This is a genomic window from Bradyrhizobium sp. 45 (assembly GCF_023073155.1).
GTDB lineage: Bacteria > Pseudomonadota > Alphaproteobacteria > Rhizobiales > Xanthobacteraceae > Bradyrhizobium > Bradyrhizobium canariense_D.
This window is the reverse complement of sequence record NZ_JADPIX010000122.1, coordinates 949,749-970,053: the sequence shown is the minus strand read 5'-3', so window position 1 is coordinate 970,053 and position 20,305 is coordinate 949,749. Positions and strand designations below refer to the sequence as shown.

The window sequence follows — 20,305 nt, the reverse complement described above, 5'->3', positions numbered from 1 at the left end:
AGGCTCCTGAAGGATCTTACGTGTTCAACAAGACCGCGCCGATCGCAGCGGCCACCGCCTGCTGCGCCGGCTCGACCACGGGCACACCGATGGCATCCGCAATCGCCGCGCGGTGCGAGGCCATGCCGGCGCAGCCCATCACCACGACATCGGCACGGCATTGCGAGACCAGCGCGCGGCCGGCTTCAATCAACCGTCCCCGGATGTCCGCGCCTGCCGTCTCCGCCGCGCTCGCGCCGACCGACCAGCTTCCGGCATAGCGGCTGTCGATGCCCATCAGCCGCACCATCCGCTGCTGGCGGCGAATGCTCGACGGCGACAGCGCGATGACGCCAAATCGCTCGCCCAGCATCATTGCGCGAAAGATGCCGCACTCGGCGATGCCCATCACCGGGCGCCCGCCGGCCGCCTCGCGCACCGCATGCAGGCCGGGATCACTGAAGCAGGCGAGCACGAAGGCATCCGCATCGGCGCGCGACACACGGTTGACCAGCGGCATCACCATGCTGTCGGCGTCGCGTTGCGAGCTGATGCCCGGCGGCCCCCCGGCAAGGCCGACGACCTCGATTGCGGGTCCGCCGGCGATGCGTAGCGGCGCGACGGCGTCGTCGATCGCCGCCGTCACCGATGCGGAGGAGTTGGGGTTGATGACGAGGATACGGGTCATGGCGTGGCTCAACTTTTTCCGGCCTCGTGGCGCAGGAAGTTGGCCGCGATCTTCTCACCGGTCGTGATCCAGACATCCGGGCACGACTTTGCGTAGGTCAGGAATTCGCGCAGCAGGCGCAGCCGCATCGGTCGACCGCTGCATTGTGGATGCAGCACGGTCGTCACCATCGCGCCCCAGTCTCTGGTTTCGTCGAGCTCGTCCTTCCAGATCGAGAGCACATGCTCCTTGGGGAAAATCGAGCGCGGACTGAAGCGCGCGGACAGGCCGTGCATCCAGTCGTCATAGCTGGCGGTCACCGGCAGCTCGATCGTGCCCGGCTTGCCGTCGGCGAGACGATGGCGATAGGGCCGCACGTCGTCGCGGAACGAGGAGGTGTAGACGATGCCGTGGCGCACTAACGCCACCCGCAGTTCCTCGGTGAATTCGCCGTAGGGCGCGCGGTAGCCGGTCGGCCTGACGCCGAGCCGGCGCTTGAGCGCCTCGAACCCGCGCTCGAGCTCCTCCTCGATCCAGGGATCGCCGGGATCGGGCAACAGATGGTGATAGCCGTGGTGGCCGATCTCGTGACCGGCCTTGAGAATGGCCTCGGCCATCGCCGGATGCGCGTCGACCGACCATCCCGTGACGAAGAAGGTCGCCTTGAGATCGAGCTGTTCGAGCAGCTCCAGGAGCTTCGGCGTGCCGACGCGCGCCTCATAGCCGCCATAGCTCATGGTGATGAGCCGCTGGGCGTGCACCGCGTCCTTGCTGGTCCAGGCGCTCTCCGCGTCCACGTCGAACGACAGGAACATCGCCGAATTGTACGGCTTCGGCCAGGGGTATTCCGGTGCAGGATCCGCGGTGTTGGCCGGAACGAGCGGAATGCTCTGGAGTGCCTTACTGTCCAGCATTGATGGTCGCCTTTTCGAGTGCGTTGTCGGTCAGTTTCCACTTGGCGAGGAGCGTGCGATAGGTGCCATCCGCGATCAGTGCATCGACCGCCTCGAGCATGGCTTGCTGCAGCGCCTTTTCCTTGACCGGCAGAGCGATGCCGGTGAATTGCTGCGCGATGGGCTCGCCCACGGTCGCATAGGTGCCGGGCTCGAGGTCCATGATGTAGGGCAGCGTCTCGTTGCCCTGGGCGGCGGCATCGATGCGGCCCTGCCTGAGCTGGGTGCGGGCGTCGGCCGAGCCGTCGGTGCCGACGAACTGGATCGGATTGGTGCCGCAATTCTTCTCGCTCCAGGCCGCGATCTGCGCGGGGAACATGGTGCGGCGGCTGGCGCCGACCTTCTTGCCACAGAGCGCGGCTGCGTCCTTGAACTCCGCCTTGCGCGACTGCTGCACGAAGAACTGCGGGCCGCTGCGCAAATAATCGACGAAGGACGCGATCTCGTGCCGGCTGGCATAGTCCGTGAAGCCGGACAGGATGGCGTCCACCCGCCCGGTCGAGATCGACGGCATGAACTCGGCAAAGCTGGTCTCCTGCCACTCGATCTTGACGCCGAGCTTGCGGCCGATGGCCTCGCCGAGATCGATGTCGAAGCCGGACAACGCGTTGGTGGCGGGATCGCGGAACTCCATCGGTGGATAGTTCGGCACCAGCGCGACCTTGATGCTGCCGCGCTTGGCGATCTCCGCCGGCAGCTCGACTGCCATGACCGGAGCGCTCATGGCGCCAACGAGTGCCGCCGTAACCAGAAGTCTCTTCATCGATACGCCCCCATTCAGATCACTGCCGAAAGAAATGCCTTGGTACGCTCCTCGCGCGGCGCGCCCAACACATCGGATGCGCGCCCGTGCTCGATGATCGCGCCCTGGTCCATGTAGACGACGCGGTCGGCGGCCTCGCGCGCGAAGCCGAGTTCGTGCGTCACGACCATCATGCTCATGCCGCTCCGCGCCAGCTCCTTCATGACCGCCAAGACCTCGCCGACGAGCTCGGGATCGAGCGCGCTGGTCGGCTCGTCGAACAGCATCAGCATCGGCTTCATGGCAAGCGCGCGGGCAATCGCGACCCGCTGCTGCTGGCCGCCGGAGAGCTGGGCGGGATACGCGTCCGCTTTGGCCGACAATCCGACGCGCCGCAGCAGCTCGATCGCCTCAGCGCGCACCTCGTCGGATTTTCGGCCTTGAACCTGGAGCGGACCCTCTGTGATGTTTTCGAGCGCGGTCTTGTGCGGAAACAGGTTGAAGCGCTGGAACACCATGCCGGTTTTCAGCCGTTGCCGCCCGATTTCGCGCTCGCTGAGCCGATGCAGTCGTCCGCCCTGCTCGCGCACGCCCAGGAGCTCGCCGTCGAGCCAGATGCCGCCGCTGTCGATCGCCGCGAGCTGGTTGATGCAGCGGAGCAGTGTGGTCTTGCCCGAGCCGGAGGCGCCGATCAGACACATCACCTCGCCGGGCCAGACGTCGAGCGTGACGCTCTTGAGAGCCTGGAACTCGCCGAAATTCTTGGCGACGGAGCGAATCGCGACGAGGGGTCTTGTCATCGCGCGAGCCGCAATGTGCCGCGCGCAAAACGGCGTTCGAGCAGCATCTGGAGCGGCGTCAGGATTGAGACGACGAGCAGGTACCAGAGCCCGGCCACGATCAGGAGCTCGATCACGCGCGAATTGGCGTAGTAGATGTTTTCGGCGTTGTGCAGCAGTTCCGGATACTGGATGACGCTGGCGAGCGAGGTCGCCTTCACCATGCCGATGAACTCGTTGCCGAGCGGCGGGATCACCACCCGCATCGCCTGCGGCAGCACGATCCGGCGCAGCGCACGCAGGCGTCCCATGCCAATCGCCTGCGCGGCCTCATATTGCCCGATATCGACTGACAGCATGCCGGCGCGCATCACTTCCGAGGTATAGGCACCCTGGTTGATGCCGAGCCCGAGCAGCGCGGCAAGGAACGGCGTCATGACGTCGACGGCGCGCGCACTCCACAGGCCGGGAATGCCGATGGTCGGAAACACCAGCGCGAGATTGAACCACAGCAGCAGTTGCAGGATCAGCGGCGTGCCGCGGAACAACCAAGTGTAGCCGGCGGCAACGGTCTTCAGTACCGGGTTGGGCGACAGCCGCATGATCGCGACGACGACGCCAAGGAAGATACCGAGCGCCATCGCCAGCACCGCCATCACCATGGTGTTGACGATGCCCTCTATGATCACCTTTGCGGTCAGGAAGCGGCCGACATAAGACCATTCGATCTGGCCGCCCGCAAAAGCGCGCCCGATCAATGCAAGCACGAGGACGATCAGCGCCGCGCTGAGCCAGCGAAACCAGTGCGGCTCGCGCGCGACCCGCATTCCCGACAGATCGGGAAAACCCTCCGCGAGTGCCGGTGCCGGCTTCATTGCGGCGCCGCGTTCAGCATGGGCTGGGCGACCGCGTTGCCGCCAAGGCTCCATTTGTCGAGGACGGCCTTGTAGGAACCGTCGGCGATCATCGCGATGAGCTTCTCGGTCACCACTTCACGAAGCGCCGCATCGTCCTTGCGGAACATGATGCCCTGATAGCCTTTGGCAAAGGGCTCGCCGATCACGCGGTATTTGCCGGGTTCCTGCGTCTGCGCATAAGGCAGCGTCTCGCTGCCCTGTACGGCGGCGTCGATACGGCCCTGCTTGAGCTGGTTGCGAACGTCGATCGAGTTCTCGCCCGGCACGTACTGGATCGCCGGCTTGCCGGCCGGCTCGCAATTCTGCTTGCTCCACTTCTCGATCTCGACCGGGAAGCTGGTGCTGCGGGTGGTCCCGACCTTCTTGCCGCAGAGATCGGTCGCAGCCTTGGCTTCGTTCTCCGCCATCACGAAGAACTGCGGGCCGGTCCCGAGATAATCGACGAAATCTGCGGTCTCGCGCCGCGAGGCGCGATCGGAGATGCCGGAGATGATGAAGTCGGCGCGCCTGGTCTGGAGCGACGGGATCAATTCGGCGAACGGCGTCTCGCTCCAGACGATCTTCACGCCGAGGCGCTTGGCGAGCTCGTTCGCCAGATCGACGTCGAGCCCGACGAGCTCATTCGTTGCGGGATCGCGATATTCCATCGGCGCGTATGTCGAGTTGACCGTGAGCTTCAACGCGCCCGCCTGCTTGATCTCGGCCGGAAGCTCCGCCGCCTGCGCGGACGTGGCGGCCGTCAGCGCTGCGATGCCGAGGAAATACGAGAGGCGCGTCATATCGGCTCCTTTGCCAACGTTGCTGGAACGTCCTGTCAGTCCGCGTCGAGAACCGCGGGTTCGATGACGCCGGCGCGTTCGGTGATCACCCTGTATTGCTCCGGCCGCCGGTGCGCGGCGAAGTTGAACATCTTGTCCTTGCCCTGGCGGCAGAGGTCCAGATCGATATCGGCGACGATCACCTCGTCGGTCAGCGTTGCGGCCTGCGCGACGATGCGGCCATTGGGATCGACGATGCAGGAGCCGCCGATCAGCCCGGAGCCGTCCTCCTCGCCCGCCTTCGCCACCGAGATCGCCCAGGTCGCGTTCATATAGGCGTTGGCCTGCGTCACCAGCGTGGAGTGGAAGGTGCGCAAGGAGGCATCTTCCGTGCTACCGCCATTGGGATCATAGGCCGCCGAATTGTAGCCGATGCAGACAAGCTCGACGCCCTGCAGGCCAAGCACGCGCCAGGATTCCGGCCAGCGGCGATCGTTGCAGATCATCATGCCCATAATGGCGTGGGCCCAGGCCGAGCCGGCGCGGAAGGCCGGAAAGCCGAGGTCGCCATAGTCGAAATAGCGTTTCTCAAGCTGCTGGTAGCGCGCACCTTGTCGCGGCTCGACCGAGCCCGGCAGGTGCACCTTGCGATAGCGGCCGAGCAGCTCGCCGTCGCGGTCAACCAGGATGGCGCAATTGTAGCGGCGTCCATCCGGCGTCAGCTCGGCATAGCCAACATAGAAGCCGACGCGCAGCGCACGCGCACGGTCAAACAAGGCGGCGACGTTCGGGTTCGGCATTCCGCGTTCGAAATAATGGTCGAGCGCGTCGCCTTCGAGCAACCAGCGCGGAAAGAATGTGGTGAAGGCAAGCTCGGGAAACACCACGAGGCTGGCGCCGCGGCCGGCCGCCTCTTCCAGCAGCGCAAGCATCCGCGACAGCGTATGCTCGCGCGGATCGGCTTTTTGCGTCGGCCCCATCTGTGCGGCGGCAGCGCGAAGGACACGAACCAAGATTGCCTCCAATCTGTGCGCAGTGGCGCCTCAATGGGCGGATGAACCCTTTGATGCGACGTGCAAATCCGCGGCCATTACGCGGAAGCGGGGCTGCAAAATCAATTCGTTCTGCTATGATGTTTTGGCCCAGAGTATAATCGGCAGTGATATGAACCTGCGCCAGCTCGAGATTCTCCGCGCCGTCATCCGCCACCGCACCACGGTTGCGGCCGCCGACGAACTGGCGCTGTCGCAGCCTGCCGTCAGCAATGCGCTGAAGACGATGGAGGCGCAGGCGGGTTTTGCGCTGTTCGAGCGCGTCAACAACCGGCTGTTTCCGACCACGGAAGCGATGGCGCTCTACAAGGAGAGCGAGGCGATCTTCGCGCTGCACGCAAAGCTCGAGAACCGCGTGCGCGATCTGCGCGAGAACCGCTCCGGGCATCTCGCGCTGGTCGCGACGCCGCCGCTCGCCTACAGCATCATCCCCGCGGCGCTGTCAGGCTTCCTGCGCCGCCGCCCGGAGACGCGGGTGTTCTTCGACGTGCGGCGCTATGAGGGCATCATCGAAGGCGTGCTCAACCGCGTCGCCGAGCTCGGCTTCGCGCTCGGGCTGACACATCATCCGGGCATCGCCCATGAGGTGGTGCACACCGGCGAGATGGTCTGCGTGCTGCCGCCGCAGCACCCGCTCGCCGACCGGCCGGTGATCTCGGCAGCCGACCTGTCCGGCCTGCCCTTCATCGGGCTCGAGCGCGGCACGCGGCTTGGCGAGGCCGTGCGCGACAGTTTCGCACGCGCCGGCGCGCCGTTCCAGCCGACCGTCGAGGTGCGCTACTGCAACACGGCCTGCGTGCTCGCCGCCGCTGGCGTCGGCGCCGCGGTGGTCGATCCCTTCTCGCCACGGCAGAACGGCGGGACCGGCCTCGCCGTACGGCCGTTCGCGCCGACGACGCACGCCGTGGCCTATATGCTATGGTCGGAAGCCGAGCCGCTGTCGCGCCTGGCCAAGGCGTTTCTCAACGAGGTCCGGAAAGAGAGTGCGCTGCTGGAGCGCACAGCGCCACACCAACAACATGGGGCAGGAAGCGACTGAGCTTGACCTTTACCGGAGGGCACATGGCACGCATCACCATCATCGAGACCGGACAGGTCCCACAAAAATATTGCGAGCGCCACGGTTCATTCCCGGACATGTTCGAGCGCATGGTCCGCGCCGAGGATCCGACAGCTACGGTCGAAATCGTCAGCATCCCGAACGGCGATGCGCTGCCCGATCCGCGCAATTTGGAGGCGGTGCTGATCACCGGCGCGGCCGCCGGCGTCTATGACGGGCTCGACTGGATCGCGCCGCTGGAAGATTTCGTGCGCACGGCCTACGCCAACAGGACACCCATGGTCGGCGTCTGCTTCGGCCATCAGTTGATCGCGCAGGCGCTCGGCGGCACCGTGCGCAAGTCGGAGAAGGGCTGGGGCATCGGCCGGCACGTCTATCAGGTGCTGCCGGACAACGGCGTCGTTGACGGCGAAGCGGTCGCCATCGCCTGCTCGCATCAGGACCAGGTGATGGAGCCGCCCAACGATGCGCTGACGATCCTCTCCTCCGATTTCACCCCGCATGCCGGCCTGCTCTACGCCAACGGCGCGACGCTCACCCTGCAGCCGCATCCGGAGTTCGACGTGGAGTTTGCGCAAGTGTGCTGCGAGCTGCGCATCGGCAAGGCGCCGGAGGATGTCGTTGCCACCGCGAGGGAATCACTGGCGCAGCCGATGGATCACGCCAAGCTTGGTGGCGCGATTGCAAGGTTTCTGGCGAAGCGTACGGCAACGTAGTCCGCAGCTCTCGCCACGCAGACTCTTCCCTTCTCCCCTTGTGGGAGAAGGTGGCGCGAAGCGCCGGATGAGGGGTCTCTATCCGCGGATTCAATCGCGAGAGGTGCTCGCTGAGGGAGACCCCTCACCCGTCTCGCCGCTTCGCGGCGAGCCACCCTCTCCCACAAGGGGAGAGGGAAGAAAGCGACAAGCTCGTCTTGATAGGCCTCAGAACGGATCCGTCCCCAGCCCCACCACATCCGCAGGCCTCGGCCCCGGTGCCGGCCAGTGAAACCGCCGGTCCTTCTCCGCAATCGCGATGTCGTTGATCGAGGCCTCGCGGCGCCGCATCAGGCCGTGCTCGTCGAACTCCCACTGCTCGTTGCCGTAGGAGCGATACCACTGGCCGCTCGCATCGTGCCATTCGTACTGGAAGCGAACCGCGATGCGGTGTTCGTCAAACGCCCAGAGGTCCTTGATCAGGCGGTAGTCGTGCTCCTTCTCCCATTTGCGGGTGAGGAACGTGACGATGGCCTCGCGCCCCTGAAAAACCTCGGAGCGATTGCGCCAGCGGCTGTCCTCGGTATAGGCGAGCGAGACGCGCACCGGGTCGCGCGAATTCCAGGCATCCTCGGCCATGCGGGCCTTTTGCGCTGCGGTCTCACGGGTAAAGGGCGGGAGCGGCGGGCGCGACATGAGGGCCTCATCGGTTGGCGGGAGTGCAATCTATCGCCGCGCGCGGAGGAGTCGAGAGGCCGTCCGCTATCGCCCGATCACGAAATCAGATCAGCCTTCATCAAGGCGCGGATCGATTTCGGGATCGGCTGGGCACGTCCGCCGCTGATGAAGGCGACCTGCACCTCGGCTTTGACCAGCACGACTTCGCCGCGCCGCACCTCCTGCGCCAGCATGATGGAGGCGCCCTTCACGGCGACCGGCCAGGTCACGACATCGAGCACGTCGTCCATCCGGGCAGGCTTGAGGAAATCGAGATGCATCGAGCGCACCACGAAGGCGAAGCTTGCCTCTTCCGCCCCGGCCTGCTCGAACAATGCCTGCTGCTCGGCGCCCATCAGCCGCAGATGATTGGTCCGCCCGCGCTCCATGAAGCGCAGATAGTTGGCGTGATAGACGATGCCGGAAAACTCTGGCTTGCCAACATCGCAACACAGCGCCTTGATTTCATTGGGGCGTTGGAGGGCTATAGCGTGAACAAGCGTAGATTTATCCATGCCCTTCCATGGCGAGCCGCAGTGACTTCGGGATGCGCTGTGCTTATCCGCCCGAGATAAATGCCACGCGTACGCGGGCCGCGACTAAAAGATCGTCTCCGCGCCTATATTCCTGGAGCAAGGCAATCGATGCGCCCCTCACCTCTTCTGGAACTGTGACAACCTCAAGCAGGTCGTCCAAGATTTCCGGTTTTAGAAAATCGATGGTCATCGAACGGACCACAAAGGCAAAGCCTGGCGCATCGTTCTGCGCTTCTTTGAGGAGCTCTCGCTGATTCGTTCCGAGCAAACGCAAGTAGTTTGTTCTGCCGCGTTCCATGAAGCGCAAGAAATTCGCGTGATAAACAATCTGGCCGGAGTCCGTATCTTCGAAATAGACGCGGACCTGCATATGATGGTGACCGCCGCGAATTTCGCCATCAAGAGAAGCTGTCACGGTACGATCCCCCCAATTGTGGTCCCGAGAACCAATTGTCTTGCATACAGGCAATTTACTGAGCAATCGTCAAAGCTCTTGGGCTCGGCTCCTGCAATCTGAAAATTCAGCGCCTACCGTGTGAATGCTGCCTGCACTTTGGGGATCTACAGCGGCGCCGGGCTGCCATCGTGCCAACCCAACCGGACTGAAAATCCAACGCTCTTGCCGAGCGGCAAGAGCGCAACGTCTGCGATCCAACTGCGGCTTCGAATGTTCCCAGGGAAGTCCAAATCCCGGGCTTGCAACACTCAATTCCTTCGGTTGGCCGAAGGGCAGATACCGCGGCTCGCGGCGTAGATAAAGTACGCTATCGCCCGACTGAGCACAAAGCCCCAAGACGCATGCGGGCATGTGGTAGGGATGCTTTGTCGATTCCAGGGCGTTCTGCCTGTACATATGGAATGGCGCAGCTCCGTCCCACTACTCAATGGTTGCGGCGCGCCGGTTCGGGCTAGCGACCGCAGATTGTAACAGTGTATGCTTTAGCCTCTTCGTTAATCTTATTTGAGTCCTTCCGTGGCCCGCATCCGCGTCGTCGACATTCGCAACTTTCGTTGCCTCAAGTCCTTCACCTGGCGACCGTCGAGCGGCATCAACTGCCTGATCGGTTCCGGCGATGCGGGCAAGTCGTCAGTTCTTCGCGATCGATCTCTGCCTTGGCGCGAGACGCAGCCTTTCGTTCTCAGACGCGGATTTCCACGGGCTGGACGTTTCAGCGCCGATATCTATCTCGATCACGCTGGGCGAACTGGATGACAGCCTCAAGAGCATGGAGGTGTACGGCAACTATCTTCGGTCCTTCGACGCGGCGGCGGGCGAAATCGACGATGAGCCCGAAAGCGGTAAGGAGACGGTGCTGACCCTGAACCTTTCCGTGAAAAATGATCTCGAGCCGGTATGGACGCTCATTTCGGAGCGCTCCGAAGCACAGGGACAGACTCGGTATCTTACCTGGAGCGACCGCAACCGGCTTTGCCCAACGCGCATCGGCGCGTTTGCCGAGAACGATCTGGCATGGCGGCGCGGCTCGGTGCTGACGAAGCTTTCCGACGAGAAGGCCGAAACCTCGGGCGCGATGGCCGAGGCGGCGCGCCAAGCGCGGGCCGCCTTCGGCGATATCGCAGAACAGCAACTCTCCGCCACGCTCGGTATCGTCGGAACGACCTCGCGCGAACTTGGCAACGACATCGGCACACAGCCCAAGGCGCTTTTGGACGCGCATTCCGTATCGTTCAGCGGCGGCACGAGATCGCGCTTCCCAACGAGGCCGGAATTCCGCTTCGTGGCCTCGGCACGGGCTCTGCCCGCCTGTTGGTCCGGGTCTTCAGCGGAAAGCCGCTAAGGAAGCGACGGTCATTCTGATTGACGAGGTTGAGCATGGCCTCGAACCGCACCGGCTCGTCAGGCTGTTGCAGTCGATCGGATCGAAGGAGACCCCGCCGCCGCTGCAAGGCTTCCTGACAACGCGCTCGCCCGTCGTCGTGCGTGAGTTGTCGGCGGAGCAACTCACGGTGTTGAGACGCGGCAAGGATGGGCACCATGCGAGGGTTGTTGGCACTAAGGCCGAAATCCAGGGCACGTTGCGGTTATTTCCTGAAGCCTTCCTGAGTTCGTCCGTTCTGATCTGCGAGGGCGCAAGCGAAGTCGGGTTGGTGCGCGGTATCGACCAGTTTCGAACGGCTGGCGGTAAAGTGCCGATGCAGGCGGTGGGCGTGACGCGGGTGGATGCCAACGGGTGCGATAATCTTTATCGCCGCGCGAACGCATTCCACAGCCTCGGCTACCGCACCAATGTTCTGCGCGACGATGACAAGCAGCCTGACAGGGGTATCGAAGAGACATTCAGTAAAGCCGTGGGGGCTATTTTCCGGTGGCGGGAAGGCTGTGCGCTCGAAGATGAGCTGTTCGCCTCCCTCCCGGCCGACGCCGTAACCGCGCTTCTCGCGCATGCCGTCAAGCTTCATGGTGAAGAACTCGTTGGTGCCCACATCACCTCGGCCTTCTGCGTCGAGACCCTGGAGGATGCCTTGGCGCTGCACGGCCGGCCTGACGTCTTCAACACCGACCAGGGTTCACAGTTCACCGGTGCGGACTTCACCGCCGTGCTCGCCGGCAACGGCATCGCCATCAGCATGGACGGCAAAGGGGCTTGGCGGGACAACGTGTTCGTCGAGCGGCTGTGGCGCAGCGTCAAGTACGAGGAGGTGTATCTGCGGGCCTAAGAGACCGTCAGCGAGGCGCGCACTCGATCGGCAGATATCTCGACTTCTACAATCGCCGCCGTCCCCACTCGAGCCTTGACGGCAGCACACCTGATCAACCCTACTTCACCCCACTGCCAATCCGCTTGGCAGCCTAACCCGGCAGAGGCTCCACTTATCAACGCGGAGATTCTGTTCAGACAACCGGGACCAGCTCAACTGGCGCAGCCTTTGACGATCTACCGAACGTAACCACGTTAATTGGTGCCAATAATGAGCGTAAGTCGAATGTGCTCGACAGCCTGAAGCTGTGTTTGGAATTGCTCCGCTCAGACCGCATTACCGGTGTCGGCGAAAAGGTTCGAATCCGACCGATGCACGCCGGTTACGATTGGGAGTCGGATTTTCCGGTAGCGATATGCCTTCTCGAACGTTCTGACCGCCTTGCGCGAACTCCACCATGGCAGCCATCGCCCGTATCCATGTGGTGCGGGAGGCGGCTATCTCGGGTATCGGCCGATGGCGAGCTTGCGGCCTGCCACCGGTTTGTTGGCGACGCGGTCGGCGGCATGGGCTCGCTCGACGCGGGCATCGACCACGCGCGAAAGACGGCCTGGCTGCAAGATCGCCACGTGCATCGACAGTCACCATGCGCCGGTTGCTGGGCGCGTTACCTCTGCGGTGGCGGCTGCTACCATGAGGTGACTGCGCGCGGTCGGCCTGCTTGCGAATTCATAAGAGGCTGGCTGCATTTCGTGCTGCAGCTTTATTTGAGGCTGACATCTGCGGGAAATCGCTTGCCGCTCCGTGCCGATGTCGGAATGGGCCATTGATCCGGAGCTCGAAGCCGAAATGCTTGTCGTCGGCGGTGGCCCTGCCGGAGCCGCCTGCGCGCTCACTTTGGCCAATCTCCGAAGGCGCGTTGTTCTTTGCGAGGCGGCGCGCTTCCCGCGCGAACATGTCGGCGTCTGCCTCAGTCCCGGTGTCATCCACCAACTCGGCTTCCTGGGCATCCGGCACATCTTGGACGATCCGGCCAATCGTCAGGTTTCCAGCCGGCACCGGTCCCCACGTTGATCGCGGACAGAGGTCGGTTTGACGCGGACCTGCTCAGTGCGGGAGCAGATTGCGGCGTTCGGGTTCCCCCGCCGGGATAGATCGACTGGCACGCGATGGGTCTGGATGGCAAGCCGATGTCACCGAACCGTCGAGCCGCCAATACGGGACCGTTATATCATCGATGCGCGCGGCAGAACTTCGCGCGCTCGGTAGCGGCGAACCTGAATGGGTCCCCGCACTCTGGCGCTACGCGGCACGTGGAGCGGCAACACGCAGGCCAGCGTGCGCATCGGCGCCGCCGCGTCGTCCTGGAGCTGGGCAGCGCCAATTGCAGGTCGTCGACGCCTTGCCATCGCGTTCGCGGCAGCGCACCCCCTCCGGGAAATGGCGGGCTCGCTGGGCGACCGTTATTTGCGCCTATTAGAAGAAGCCGGCGTGCTCGGACCCGGCCTCGATCTTGAAGGCGAGCCGCGGGTTTGCGACGCCGCGCCCTATCAAACAGACAATGACGAGCCGGGCGTGTCGCGGATTGGCGATGCCGACACAGCCCTCGATCCGCTGTCGTCTAGCGGCGTCCAAGCCGCAATTCAATCTGCGCTCCGCGCCGGCCCGGTCGTCAACACCATGCTCGCGCCGTCGTCCGACAAGGACGCCGCAAGCGAATACTGGAAGGCGCGCCGATCCGCGCAAGCCGCGACACATCGCAGCTGGTCATCGGACCGATACGCCGAGGCGTACCATGTCCACGCGACTGAGTTTTGGCGTGTTCGGGCGACGCCCATGCCGCCGCGTGTCGAAAACGCCCTGCCAGCAACACCATTGCCGCCGCCGGACCAGATACTGGCCCTGAGTGCAGCAGCCGAGCTCGTGCAGTCACCCAGCCTGATCGGCGCCCAAGTTGTCCGCACCACCTTCCTGTTCCATCCGAATTTGCAGGAAGCCGTCGCCTTCGTGGACGGCGTACCGCTTCATGCGGTCCTCGCATCGATGTCGACATTGTCCACCGCGCTCCGAACTGATCGCAATCTGGCAAACCGCATTTTGGCTGGAGAAGGCCCTGGCGGTTCTGGGTTGGCTTTGGCGGAACGGCATCGTCACGGCCGGACTGGAAGCTCCAGCGACCGCCCGCAGAAGGAGCTGAAACAGTCTGCGGATCAGCCGGCGCGGCTGCCTCCGAATGGCTGTTTGATCGTCCCTATGTTACCGGCCGCCCTCGCGGAGCCGGAAATGTCCTCAGACCAGCCATTTCAATCAATGGCCGCATCTGGGGTCTTCGTCGCTGGCTGCGTGGAATGGATTGACTACATCAGAAAGGCGCATGTAGTATCAACGGCAACGTGAGGTGGCTCACGTCTTTTTATTTAGTTCGAACTATTTTTTGAATCGATTGAATTTGGTCCGCGCTTTCGTGCGCGGCGTCATGTGCGCGCCGTCATTTGGGTAGTCAGGTGATGCAACGCTTAAATCCGTGTGAAGCGCGGCTTCCGATCCGGTTTGGCCAGGCTGCATGGGTGACCGGGGTCGCCCTGGGTTTCCTGCTTCAGCCGGCAATCGCAGCAGAGCTCGTTCAGCCGCCAATCTGCTCTGAAGCAACGGCAGGACAGCCTGATCTCGCCGGCATCTGCTCCATTACGCCGCTCGGCATTGGCCAAAACGAGGTTAAGATCACTCTGAGGGCAGCCAGCGCCGAGATCGTCATGGGTGGCTACAAGGTCACCTCCGGAAACTACAATTACAACTATCTGACCCCAATCGTTGAAGCGATGCCGGGCGATACCGTTTCGGCGCACCTGATCAACGCGCTCACCCCCAGCGCCAACGGCAGCATGCACGACCATAATGACGGTTCGACGAACCTTCATTATTTTCATGGCGGAATCGTATCGCCGAACAACGCGCGACCCGCGCCCGCGGAGCTTGGCACGGGTGACAACGTCTATGTCCATCTCAAGTCCGGCCTGAGTTTCGATTACAAGGTGCCGATCCCGGGAAAGACGCCGATCCCCGGCAATGACATGATCGACGCACGCGTTCTCGAAAGCACGGGACTCATCCCGCACCCTCTTGGGCTGAATTGGTATCACTCGCATCTGCACGGCACCTCGTCGGATCAGGTGATGGGTGGAATGTCGGGACTGCTTTCGGTCGGCGAAGCAACGGCCAACGTCAAGGCGGGCTGTCTGCCGGATCCGAACGACAAGGAGAAGTGCTCCAACGACGTCGCGAAGGACACAAGCGACTTGAAGCGCATCACCATGGTGCGCTATGCGCTGCTCCGCGACATGCCGGTGATGAACATCGCCAAGCTCCCCGGCGAGGCGAACGGCGATGCCGCGACGTGGGATCCCGATCCGGCCGCGCGGGATTTTACCCCAGGCAAGCCATGCGGGGTGTGGAAGCCGGACGGTTCCGGACCGGACCTCGATCCGAAGCTGCGAACCGGCTTCTGCCAGCGCGAGCAGAAGAAGGCACTGCTTTTTACTGTGAACGGGCAGCGATACCCGACGATCACTGTGGAGGGCGGCAAGAATCTCCTCCTCCGGCTGGGCAATCTCAGCGCCAACATCCCGTACTGGCTGGAGCTGCGGAACGAGGACGCGACGGACACGAAGCCTCTGCGGATGACGATCCTCAGCCTCGATGGAGTCGTCCCGGCGATACCGATTGCGCCCGGGCAGGCACAGAAACCGGTGCAGGCCGTCGACTATGACGATGTGCTGATGATGCCGGCCACGCGTGCGGAGATTTACGTGCGCAACGACGACAAGCACGAGCGCCAGCGGGTCTATATTCTCAAGACCAAGCAGCACACGGTCGAAGCGGGGACGGACGAATGGCCGGAGATCCAGCTGGCCCGTATCGTGCTGGAGCCAAATGCGACGACCAGCAACGTGCGGATCGCATTGAATGCTGCCGTCGCCACTCCCGGTCCACCCCAAACTCCGAGTGCCGCATTGGCGATTGAGACGACGGAGCTACCCCCGGGATGCATTCGCGATCTGGCCCCGGCATTTCGCGAATATCGCCGTGTCATGTTTCTGGATGGCGTCACGACGAGCAACGGGAAAATGACGGATTGGAGCGTTTTCACCCAGATTATACGCCCGACGGGACCGGACCCGCAGGACGAACCGATGCACAACCCGCCACCCGATGAAGATCCCGACAAAAACACGGTCGGGCTCAACGGAGGGGGCATCCCATTCGAGGAATATGTCGGAAGCGATGAGCTGGTCGATTGGACGAAGAAGCATGTGTGTGTCTTCATCGACAAGAAAGCTCATGCGGGCAGCCACAAACAGCTTTGGGTTCTGACCAATGCAACCGGCACTCTGCATAATTTCCACATTCACCAGATGAAATTTCGTTTGGCGACAGGCAATGAACTCAACAGCTATTTCATAAAGCCTCCCGCTTCGGCGCGCACTTGCGGCCAGGGCGCATGCCCGGCGAATACGCCAAACTATGATCTCTATGACGATCAACAAAACAGCGACCTGGATTCCGGCGCGACGCGACGCTGGCACGATACGATTCCGCTGCCTCCGGGGCAGTCGGTGTTTGTGGTGATGAGCTTCGATACAAGCCAGCAGCTCGGACGATTCGTTTTCCATTGCCATATCCTCAAGCACGAGGACAAAGGGTTGATGGCTCCTATCGAGGTCTGGGGTCCCGGGCTTGCAGCGCAATAGCGTCAAAACGCCAAGTGAGGAGGAGACCAATGAGGACGTTGTCAATGCCGCTTCCGACGGCGAGCATCATTGTCGGTGCAACTCTGGCATTTGCGGGTGCTGCATCTGCGGCCGACACCCATGTGATCGGTGTCCAGGGGCTCGCTTGGACCTACAAGGACAAGAAATCGACGGCTTCCACACCTCTCGCCGTCGATGATCTGAAGGTCGGCGACATCGTCGAGGTTCAGATCCCCAGCGGCCCCGTCCATCACGGATTTGTCACCATCAAGCGAACCGATGGCGGGTCTCCGGCCGAGGACAAGAGTCCCGTGCTTGCCTGCGACGACACGACGGCCAAACCCAACGCCGCGCTCCGCGAACTCGATTGCAACGGGACCACCAGTAAGTTCGGCGTCGGGTTCACTGGAAGCCTTCGGCTGGAAGTCACGGACAAGTTCAAGGATCCGGTCGACTTCTTTTGTGTGATCCACAAGGGCCTCATGCCGGGAGTGCTCAAGCTCGCGCCGTAAGATCGGCAGCGCTCGCACGCGCCCCTTGTCGCTCGCCCCGAAGCACTTCGCATGCTCGTGCGGAGCGACGGGAGAATGAGGGAAAGTCCCATCGCGGCTGCGATCTTCCCGGTGGGCTCACGAATTGAGCTGCCATCGACGTTCTCGCATTTCGTGCGTCGTGGCGGCGAACGCGCGCAACGATATTGATGGCCCGGATGTCGGGTTGCTCAGGAGGGGAAAGTCTCATGGCCAAGGCAAAGACGAAGAAGTCGGTTACAAAGAAGAAGTCAGTTACGAAAGCGAAATCGGGCAAGGCCAAGAAATCAACCACCAAGAGAGCGGTCAAATTTCGTCCGATGAACGTTGTTACCTCCCCGGGTTCGCCGGCTGAAAAGTATTACCGGGGGATGGCCGCGCCGATGGCCGCCATTGTAGCAGCGACCGCGTCGAAATTCGCGCCAACTCCCGCGCACAATCTGATCAATCACGGTGGAAATATCATCCAGGACCTCGTCTATACCAATTTCTATATCGGTGGCGCATCGTCATGGGCGGCAAGCGACATCAAGAATATCGACGATGCTTTGGCAGCCGCGATGGCGGACACCAACTTGAACAACGTCATGATGCAGTATTTCAAGAACAAGCCGATCACCACAACGTTCGAGCCCTCGCACATACTGCCTGGCGCAAGACCATCCCAGTTCTCGCAAGGCGACGTCGAACAGCTGGTCAACAGCCTTTTCCAGCAGGGCGCGCTGCAGGGTTTCGATTTCGGCTCGACCGTCTTCAATTTCCTGCTGCCGAGCGGAACGATCTTGACGACCGATGAGGATCCGACGGCTGCAATCAGCGTCGGCAATGCCGCCGCCGCTGCTGCTATTCCCGTCGAGGATGAAGCGAGCTCGCTGCGAGGGTTGCATGGCTCAATCCATCCGACCAGCAAGGTCACGATCTACTACGCTATCGGCGTCTTCTCCGAAACGCGGCCGAGCGGATCCGATAACGGGATCGTCGCGTTCGATCAGCCATGGAAAAACATCGTTGCGACGCTTTATCACGAGCTGAACGAGGCTCGGACGGACCCCGACGTGGAGGATGCCATTCGGGCCGGCAGCAGCCCCAATGCGGTCAAGTTTCTCGGATGGACGTCCGCGCAGGGTGAAGAGTGCGGCGACTTCCCGATAACCGAAGCTGGTGCGAATCTGAGCCGCGTGATGAAGGAGGTGAATCTCACCATTGGCACTCGAACGGTGCCCATTCAATTTCAATATTCGAATGCCGTAGCAGGACCAGAAGGTCCAATTCAAGCCCCGCATGTTTAGGACCAGATGGCATTGTCACCCCGCGAAATGACGATGCGACGTTTCTCGACGCGCTTGGGCGTGTCGAAAAATGTAAACTTCTGAAAAATAGCAATCTCGTAAGGCCGATTTTCGGCGTTATTTCAATTAGTTATATACACTCCCATCCGCTGTCGGAAATAATTCGCTTTTCGACGCCGACGGAGCGGTGCATCCAAGCGTCGTGTGTCCCGTTTCCAATTGCGACTTCCACGATTTCGTTCGGCTTTCGCGCCGGGATGCGGGCTCGGTCTAGCGGCTGACCTTTCGAAAGGCAGCCACCGCGCATCAGCAGCGATTTCGAGCTCTTGGCCGCGCAAAGAATCGCAATGTGGCGAGAGCGAGATCCGCAATTGTTCGCGCTGCCGCATCGCAAGCGGTTCTGCGACATTCCGCGCGTGGCAATCAGCAAGAAAATTGTTGCACAACCCGAGGCATCATCAGATAGTAGATACTATATTAGATTGTGACAAGAATACTTACTGAGATTGGGGACGCTGATGGTTGGGAGGGCAAGCACCAGAGGCGTCGGAAGGGAGGCTCACCATGAGTCTCGGCCAAGATCCGCTTAATCCTACACGCACCCATCCTTTATCGTATGCAGCGGCGGGACTCGATCGTCCCTCCGACTCCGTGGGCTCATCTCCATCCAGCCTTCGCGCGAGAGTGGTCGGTATAGATCCCAATGGAGGCCGACCCATGACAGACGGCGAACGCGCGTCCCTGGGCGACCCCTTCTTCGAGCTCGTACTGGCGCGCGGACGCTTCCCAGGGACGGCTGCCGAACTTCTCGCCGTCCTGAACGAGACGAATGGCGCCCCCGAAGGCCTGCCTGAGCAAATGGTCTTCGTCGTCGCGGAAGCCGGCCAGATTCCATTCAACAGTGCAAGCGCGCGGCTGCCGAGGAGTGTCCGCTACGTCCTCACCCGCGGCCGCCCCGCCAGTGGACCAACGGTTCTGGTCAGCACGCGACCGCCCGCGACCGATCCGACCGCTTTTCTGCAGGTCGCGGGCTGGGACAGTCGCAACAAGGTGTTTCATTTCTACGAGCGCGCAGGAGACGCATGGTTGTGGGAAGGCTCCTCCTGGCAAGCGTTCGATGATGCAGCGCGGGGCAAAGGGCCATTCGATAGCCACGTGAATGGCACGCTGGTCATGAAAGAACTGCGCTTGCCCTGGCTGCACTGGAACAGCACGGCGCAGGAGATCCCACTCGAGTCCTTTCCGCCCGATCACCCGGTGAGGACCGATCCGCTTTTCGCTGCCCGCGAGAGCGCGGACATCCTGGAGCGGCGGGTGGTCCGCCCGGCCGTTCAACGCTGGACCCGCGCGCGCCTTGATCGCCTGCTCGGCGCGCCAGGCGGTGTCGCGGCGCCCAGGGAGCTGTTGCGCCACCTGCTCGCGGCCACATCCGTCAATATCGTCTCAAGCGAGGAGCGAAGCCGCGGGAGCAAGCCGGAGTTCGGACTGCCGGCCACTTTCTTCTTCGACGTGGAGAGCATCGTCAACCAGCTCGCGCTCGATATCTCCGGACTCGGCCAAGCGTTTCAGGTGCGACGACCGGACTACGAGAGCGCCGTCGCCGCACTCGGGCTCGTGCTGAAGCACTCGGATGCGGGCTTCCAGCAGGCCGGCGATGCTTTCTTTGCCTGGCCTGTTTCGGAGCGGGCATTCGAGGACTGCGTAGTCGTGGGCGAGCTCACGCGAAGAGGCATCCTTTCTCCCGGCTTTGCGCTTGGGCTCCTGATGGTGGACGCCTGGAATCCGACTGACTCGGCCACGCGTGAAAGTCTGCTGCAGTACGTCCCCGCGGGGACAACGCCAGCAGGCCAGATCGAGGCCGAAACGCGCAGGAACATCAACGATGCCGCGGCCGGCCTACCTCCAGAGGCACCGGAACGCATCGCAGCTGACTACCTGACGCTCGACGAGGGAGCGATGCGCACACGGGCCGCCGCGGAGCTTGACGCGTTCGTTGCCAAAGTGCGCGCGCGTCTCGCGACGTCGCAAGGCGTTCTCGATTTCATGCGTGTCGCCGATTGGCGCAGGCGCGCTTTCCGCAAGCGCAGGATAGCTGAATTCGGCCTGACGCTGCCGTTCAGCAATATCGACGAGAACGCGCCGCCCCTGGCAGTAACCAGGGATGCCGAGGTGGTCGAACGATGAGATTTCCGGTCCTGTCGCGCAGTCATCAGGGAGGTGAA

General features: G+C 62.6%; 20 protein-coding genes and 2 pseudogenes. 11 read left to right on the top strand and 11 right to left on the bottom strand.

Translation table 11 applies throughout. The features are described 5' to 3' along the window. Positions 1-16 precede the first annotated feature (16 nt). From IVB42_RS25060 to IVB42_RS25030, 7 genes are read right to left on the bottom strand one after another with little or no spacing between them, the layout of a single operon-like run. The gene (locus tag IVB42_RS25060) at positions 17-667 is read right to left on the bottom strand and encodes an aspartate/glutamate racemase family protein (RefSeq protein ID WP_247294022.1); all 651 of its coding nucleotides are present in this window, start codon (positions 665-667) and stop codon (positions 17-19) included. An 8-nt stretch (positions 668-675) separates the two neighbouring features. Beyond that, positions 676-1,560 carry a polysaccharide deacetylase gene (locus tag IVB42_RS25055; protein WP_018453746.1) on the bottom strand — a complete coding sequence of 295 codons (885 nt, stop codon included), beginning with the start codon at positions 1,558-1,560 and terminating at the stop codon, positions 676-678. Continuing rightward, positions 1,547-2,362: an ABC transporter substrate-binding protein gene (locus tag IVB42_RS25050; RefSeq protein ID WP_026232589.1), complete on the bottom strand. Its 816-nt coding sequence runs from the start codon at positions 2,360-2,362 to the stop codon at positions 1,547-1,549. The genes IVB42_RS25055 and IVB42_RS25050 overlap by 14 nt, the downstream gene beginning before the upstream one ends. A gap of 14 nt (positions 2,363-2,376) precedes the next feature. Further along, a complete protein-coding gene (locus tag IVB42_RS25045; RefSeq protein ID WP_018453744.1) occupies positions 2,377-3,141 on the bottom strand; it encodes an amino acid ABC transporter ATP-binding protein in 765 nt (254 codons plus the stop codon). Then, a complete protein-coding gene (locus IVB42_RS25040) occupies positions 3,138-3,995 on the bottom strand; it encodes an amino acid ABC transporter permease (RefSeq protein ID WP_018453743.1) in 858 nt (285 codons plus the stop codon). The genes IVB42_RS25045 and IVB42_RS25040 overlap by 4 nt, the downstream gene beginning before the upstream one ends. After that, on the bottom strand, positions 3,992-4,816 hold the full coding sequence (locus IVB42_RS25035; protein ID WP_247294020.1) for an ABC transporter substrate-binding protein: 825 nt from the start codon (positions 4,814-4,816) through the stop codon (positions 3,992-3,994). The genes IVB42_RS25040 and IVB42_RS25035 overlap by 4 nt, the downstream gene beginning before the upstream one ends. Before the next feature lie 35 nt (positions 4,817-4,851). Then, positions 4,852-5,808: an N-carbamoyl-D-amino-acid hydrolase gene (locus IVB42_RS25030; protein ID WP_083926347.1), complete on the bottom strand. Its 957-nt coding sequence runs from the start codon at positions 5,806-5,808 to the stop codon at positions 4,852-4,854. Positions 5,809-5,959: 151 nt separating this feature from the next. Between IVB42_RS25030 and IVB42_RS25025 the strand changes: the two genes are divergently transcribed. Further along, a complete protein-coding gene (locus tag IVB42_RS25025; protein WP_018453740.1) occupies positions 5,960-6,886 on the top strand; it encodes a LysR family transcriptional regulator in 927 nt (308 codons plus the stop codon). Positions 6,887-6,909: 23 nt separating this feature from the next. Then, positions 6,910-7,623 (top strand): type 1 glutamine amidotransferase, encoded by a 714-nt coding sequence (locus tag IVB42_RS25020; RefSeq protein WP_018453739.1) that lies wholly within the window; start codon positions 6,910-6,912, stop codon positions 7,621-7,623. Positions 7,624-7,830: 207 nt separating this feature from the next. Here the strand turns inward: IVB42_RS25020 and IVB42_RS25015 are convergent, their stop codons facing one another. From IVB42_RS25015 to IVB42_RS25005, 3 genes are all read right to left on the bottom strand, one after another. After that, a complete protein-coding gene (locus IVB42_RS25015) occupies positions 7,831-8,298 on the bottom strand; it encodes a nuclear transport factor 2 family protein (protein WP_018453738.1) in 468 nt (155 codons plus the stop codon). A gap of 77 nt (positions 8,299-8,375) precedes the next feature. After that, the gene (locus tag IVB42_RS25010; protein WP_247367512.1) at positions 8,376-8,834 is read right to left on the bottom strand and encodes a YbgC/FadM family acyl-CoA thioesterase; all 459 of its coding nucleotides are present in this window, start codon (positions 8,832-8,834) and stop codon (positions 8,376-8,378) included. Between the two features lie 43 nt (positions 8,835-8,877). Beyond that, positions 8,878-9,270, bottom strand: a complete 393-nt coding sequence (locus IVB42_RS25005; RefSeq protein ID WP_247471318.1) for a YbgC/FadM family acyl-CoA thioesterase — start codon at positions 9,268-9,270, stop codon at positions 8,878-8,880. A gap of 658 nt (positions 9,271-9,928) precedes the next feature. On the opposite strand from IVB42_RS25005, the gene IVB42_RS25000 reads away from it, so the two are divergent. The 3 genes and pseudogenes from IVB42_RS25000 to IVB42_RS24990 form a co-directional block, all read left to right on the top strand. Beyond that, positions 9,929-10,654, top strand: coding sequence for a hypothetical protein (locus IVB42_RS25000; protein ID WP_247471315.1), 726 nt, complete (start codon positions 9,929-9,931; stop codon positions 10,652-10,654). Between the two features lie 139 nt (positions 10,655-10,793). Further along, positions 10,794-11,111 (top strand): annotated as a pseudogene (locus IVB42_RS42330) (ATP-dependent endonuclease); the annotation flags it as partial. Between the two features lie 195 nt (positions 11,112-11,306). After that, positions 11,307-11,671 (top strand): annotated as a pseudogene (locus tag IVB42_RS24990) (integrase core domain-containing protein); the annotation flags it as partial. A gap of 342 nt (positions 11,672-12,013) precedes the next feature. On the opposite strand, the gene IVB42_RS24985 reads toward IVB42_RS24990, so the two are convergent. Then, the gene (locus IVB42_RS24985) at positions 12,014-12,151 is read right to left on the bottom strand and encodes a hypothetical protein (RefSeq protein WP_247471312.1); all 138 of its coding nucleotides are present in this window, start codon (positions 12,149-12,151) and stop codon (positions 12,014-12,016) included. Positions 12,152-12,326: 175 nt separating this feature from the next. Between IVB42_RS24985 and IVB42_RS42325 the strand changes: the two genes are divergently transcribed. From IVB42_RS42325 to IVB42_RS24955, 6 genes are all read left to right on the top strand, one after another. After that, complete coding sequence (locus tag IVB42_RS42325; protein ID WP_346732234.1) at positions 12,327-12,590, top strand: FAD-dependent oxidoreductase; 264 nt, start codon at positions 12,327-12,329, stop codon at positions 12,588-12,590. 207 nt (positions 12,591-12,797) lie between these two features. Further along, positions 12,798-13,913, top strand: a complete 1,116-nt coding sequence (locus IVB42_RS24975) for a hypothetical protein (protein WP_247471308.1) — start codon at positions 12,798-12,800, stop codon at positions 13,911-13,913. 170 nt (positions 13,914-14,083) lie between these two features. Continuing rightward, positions 14,084-16,264 carry a multicopper oxidase domain-containing protein gene (locus IVB42_RS42320; protein WP_247471306.1) on the top strand — a complete coding sequence of 727 codons (2,181 nt, stop codon included), beginning with the start codon at positions 14,084-14,086 and terminating at the stop codon, positions 16,262-16,264. Positions 16,265-16,293: 29 nt separating this feature from the next. Further along, on the top strand, positions 16,294-16,776 hold the full coding sequence (locus IVB42_RS24965; protein WP_157642895.1) for a hypothetical protein: 483 nt from the start codon (positions 16,294-16,296) through the stop codon (positions 16,774-16,776). 227 nt (positions 16,777-17,003) lie between these two features. Then, a complete protein-coding gene (locus IVB42_RS24960) occupies positions 17,004-18,083 on the top strand; it encodes a hypothetical protein (RefSeq protein WP_247471304.1) in 1,080 nt (359 codons plus the stop codon). A gap of 717 nt (positions 18,084-18,800) precedes the next feature. Next, entirely contained in the window at positions 18,801-20,267 is a 1,467-nt protein-coding gene (locus IVB42_RS24955) for a hypothetical protein (protein ID WP_247471302.1), read from the top strand. The last annotated feature ends 38 nt before the right edge of the window (positions 20,268-20,305 follow it).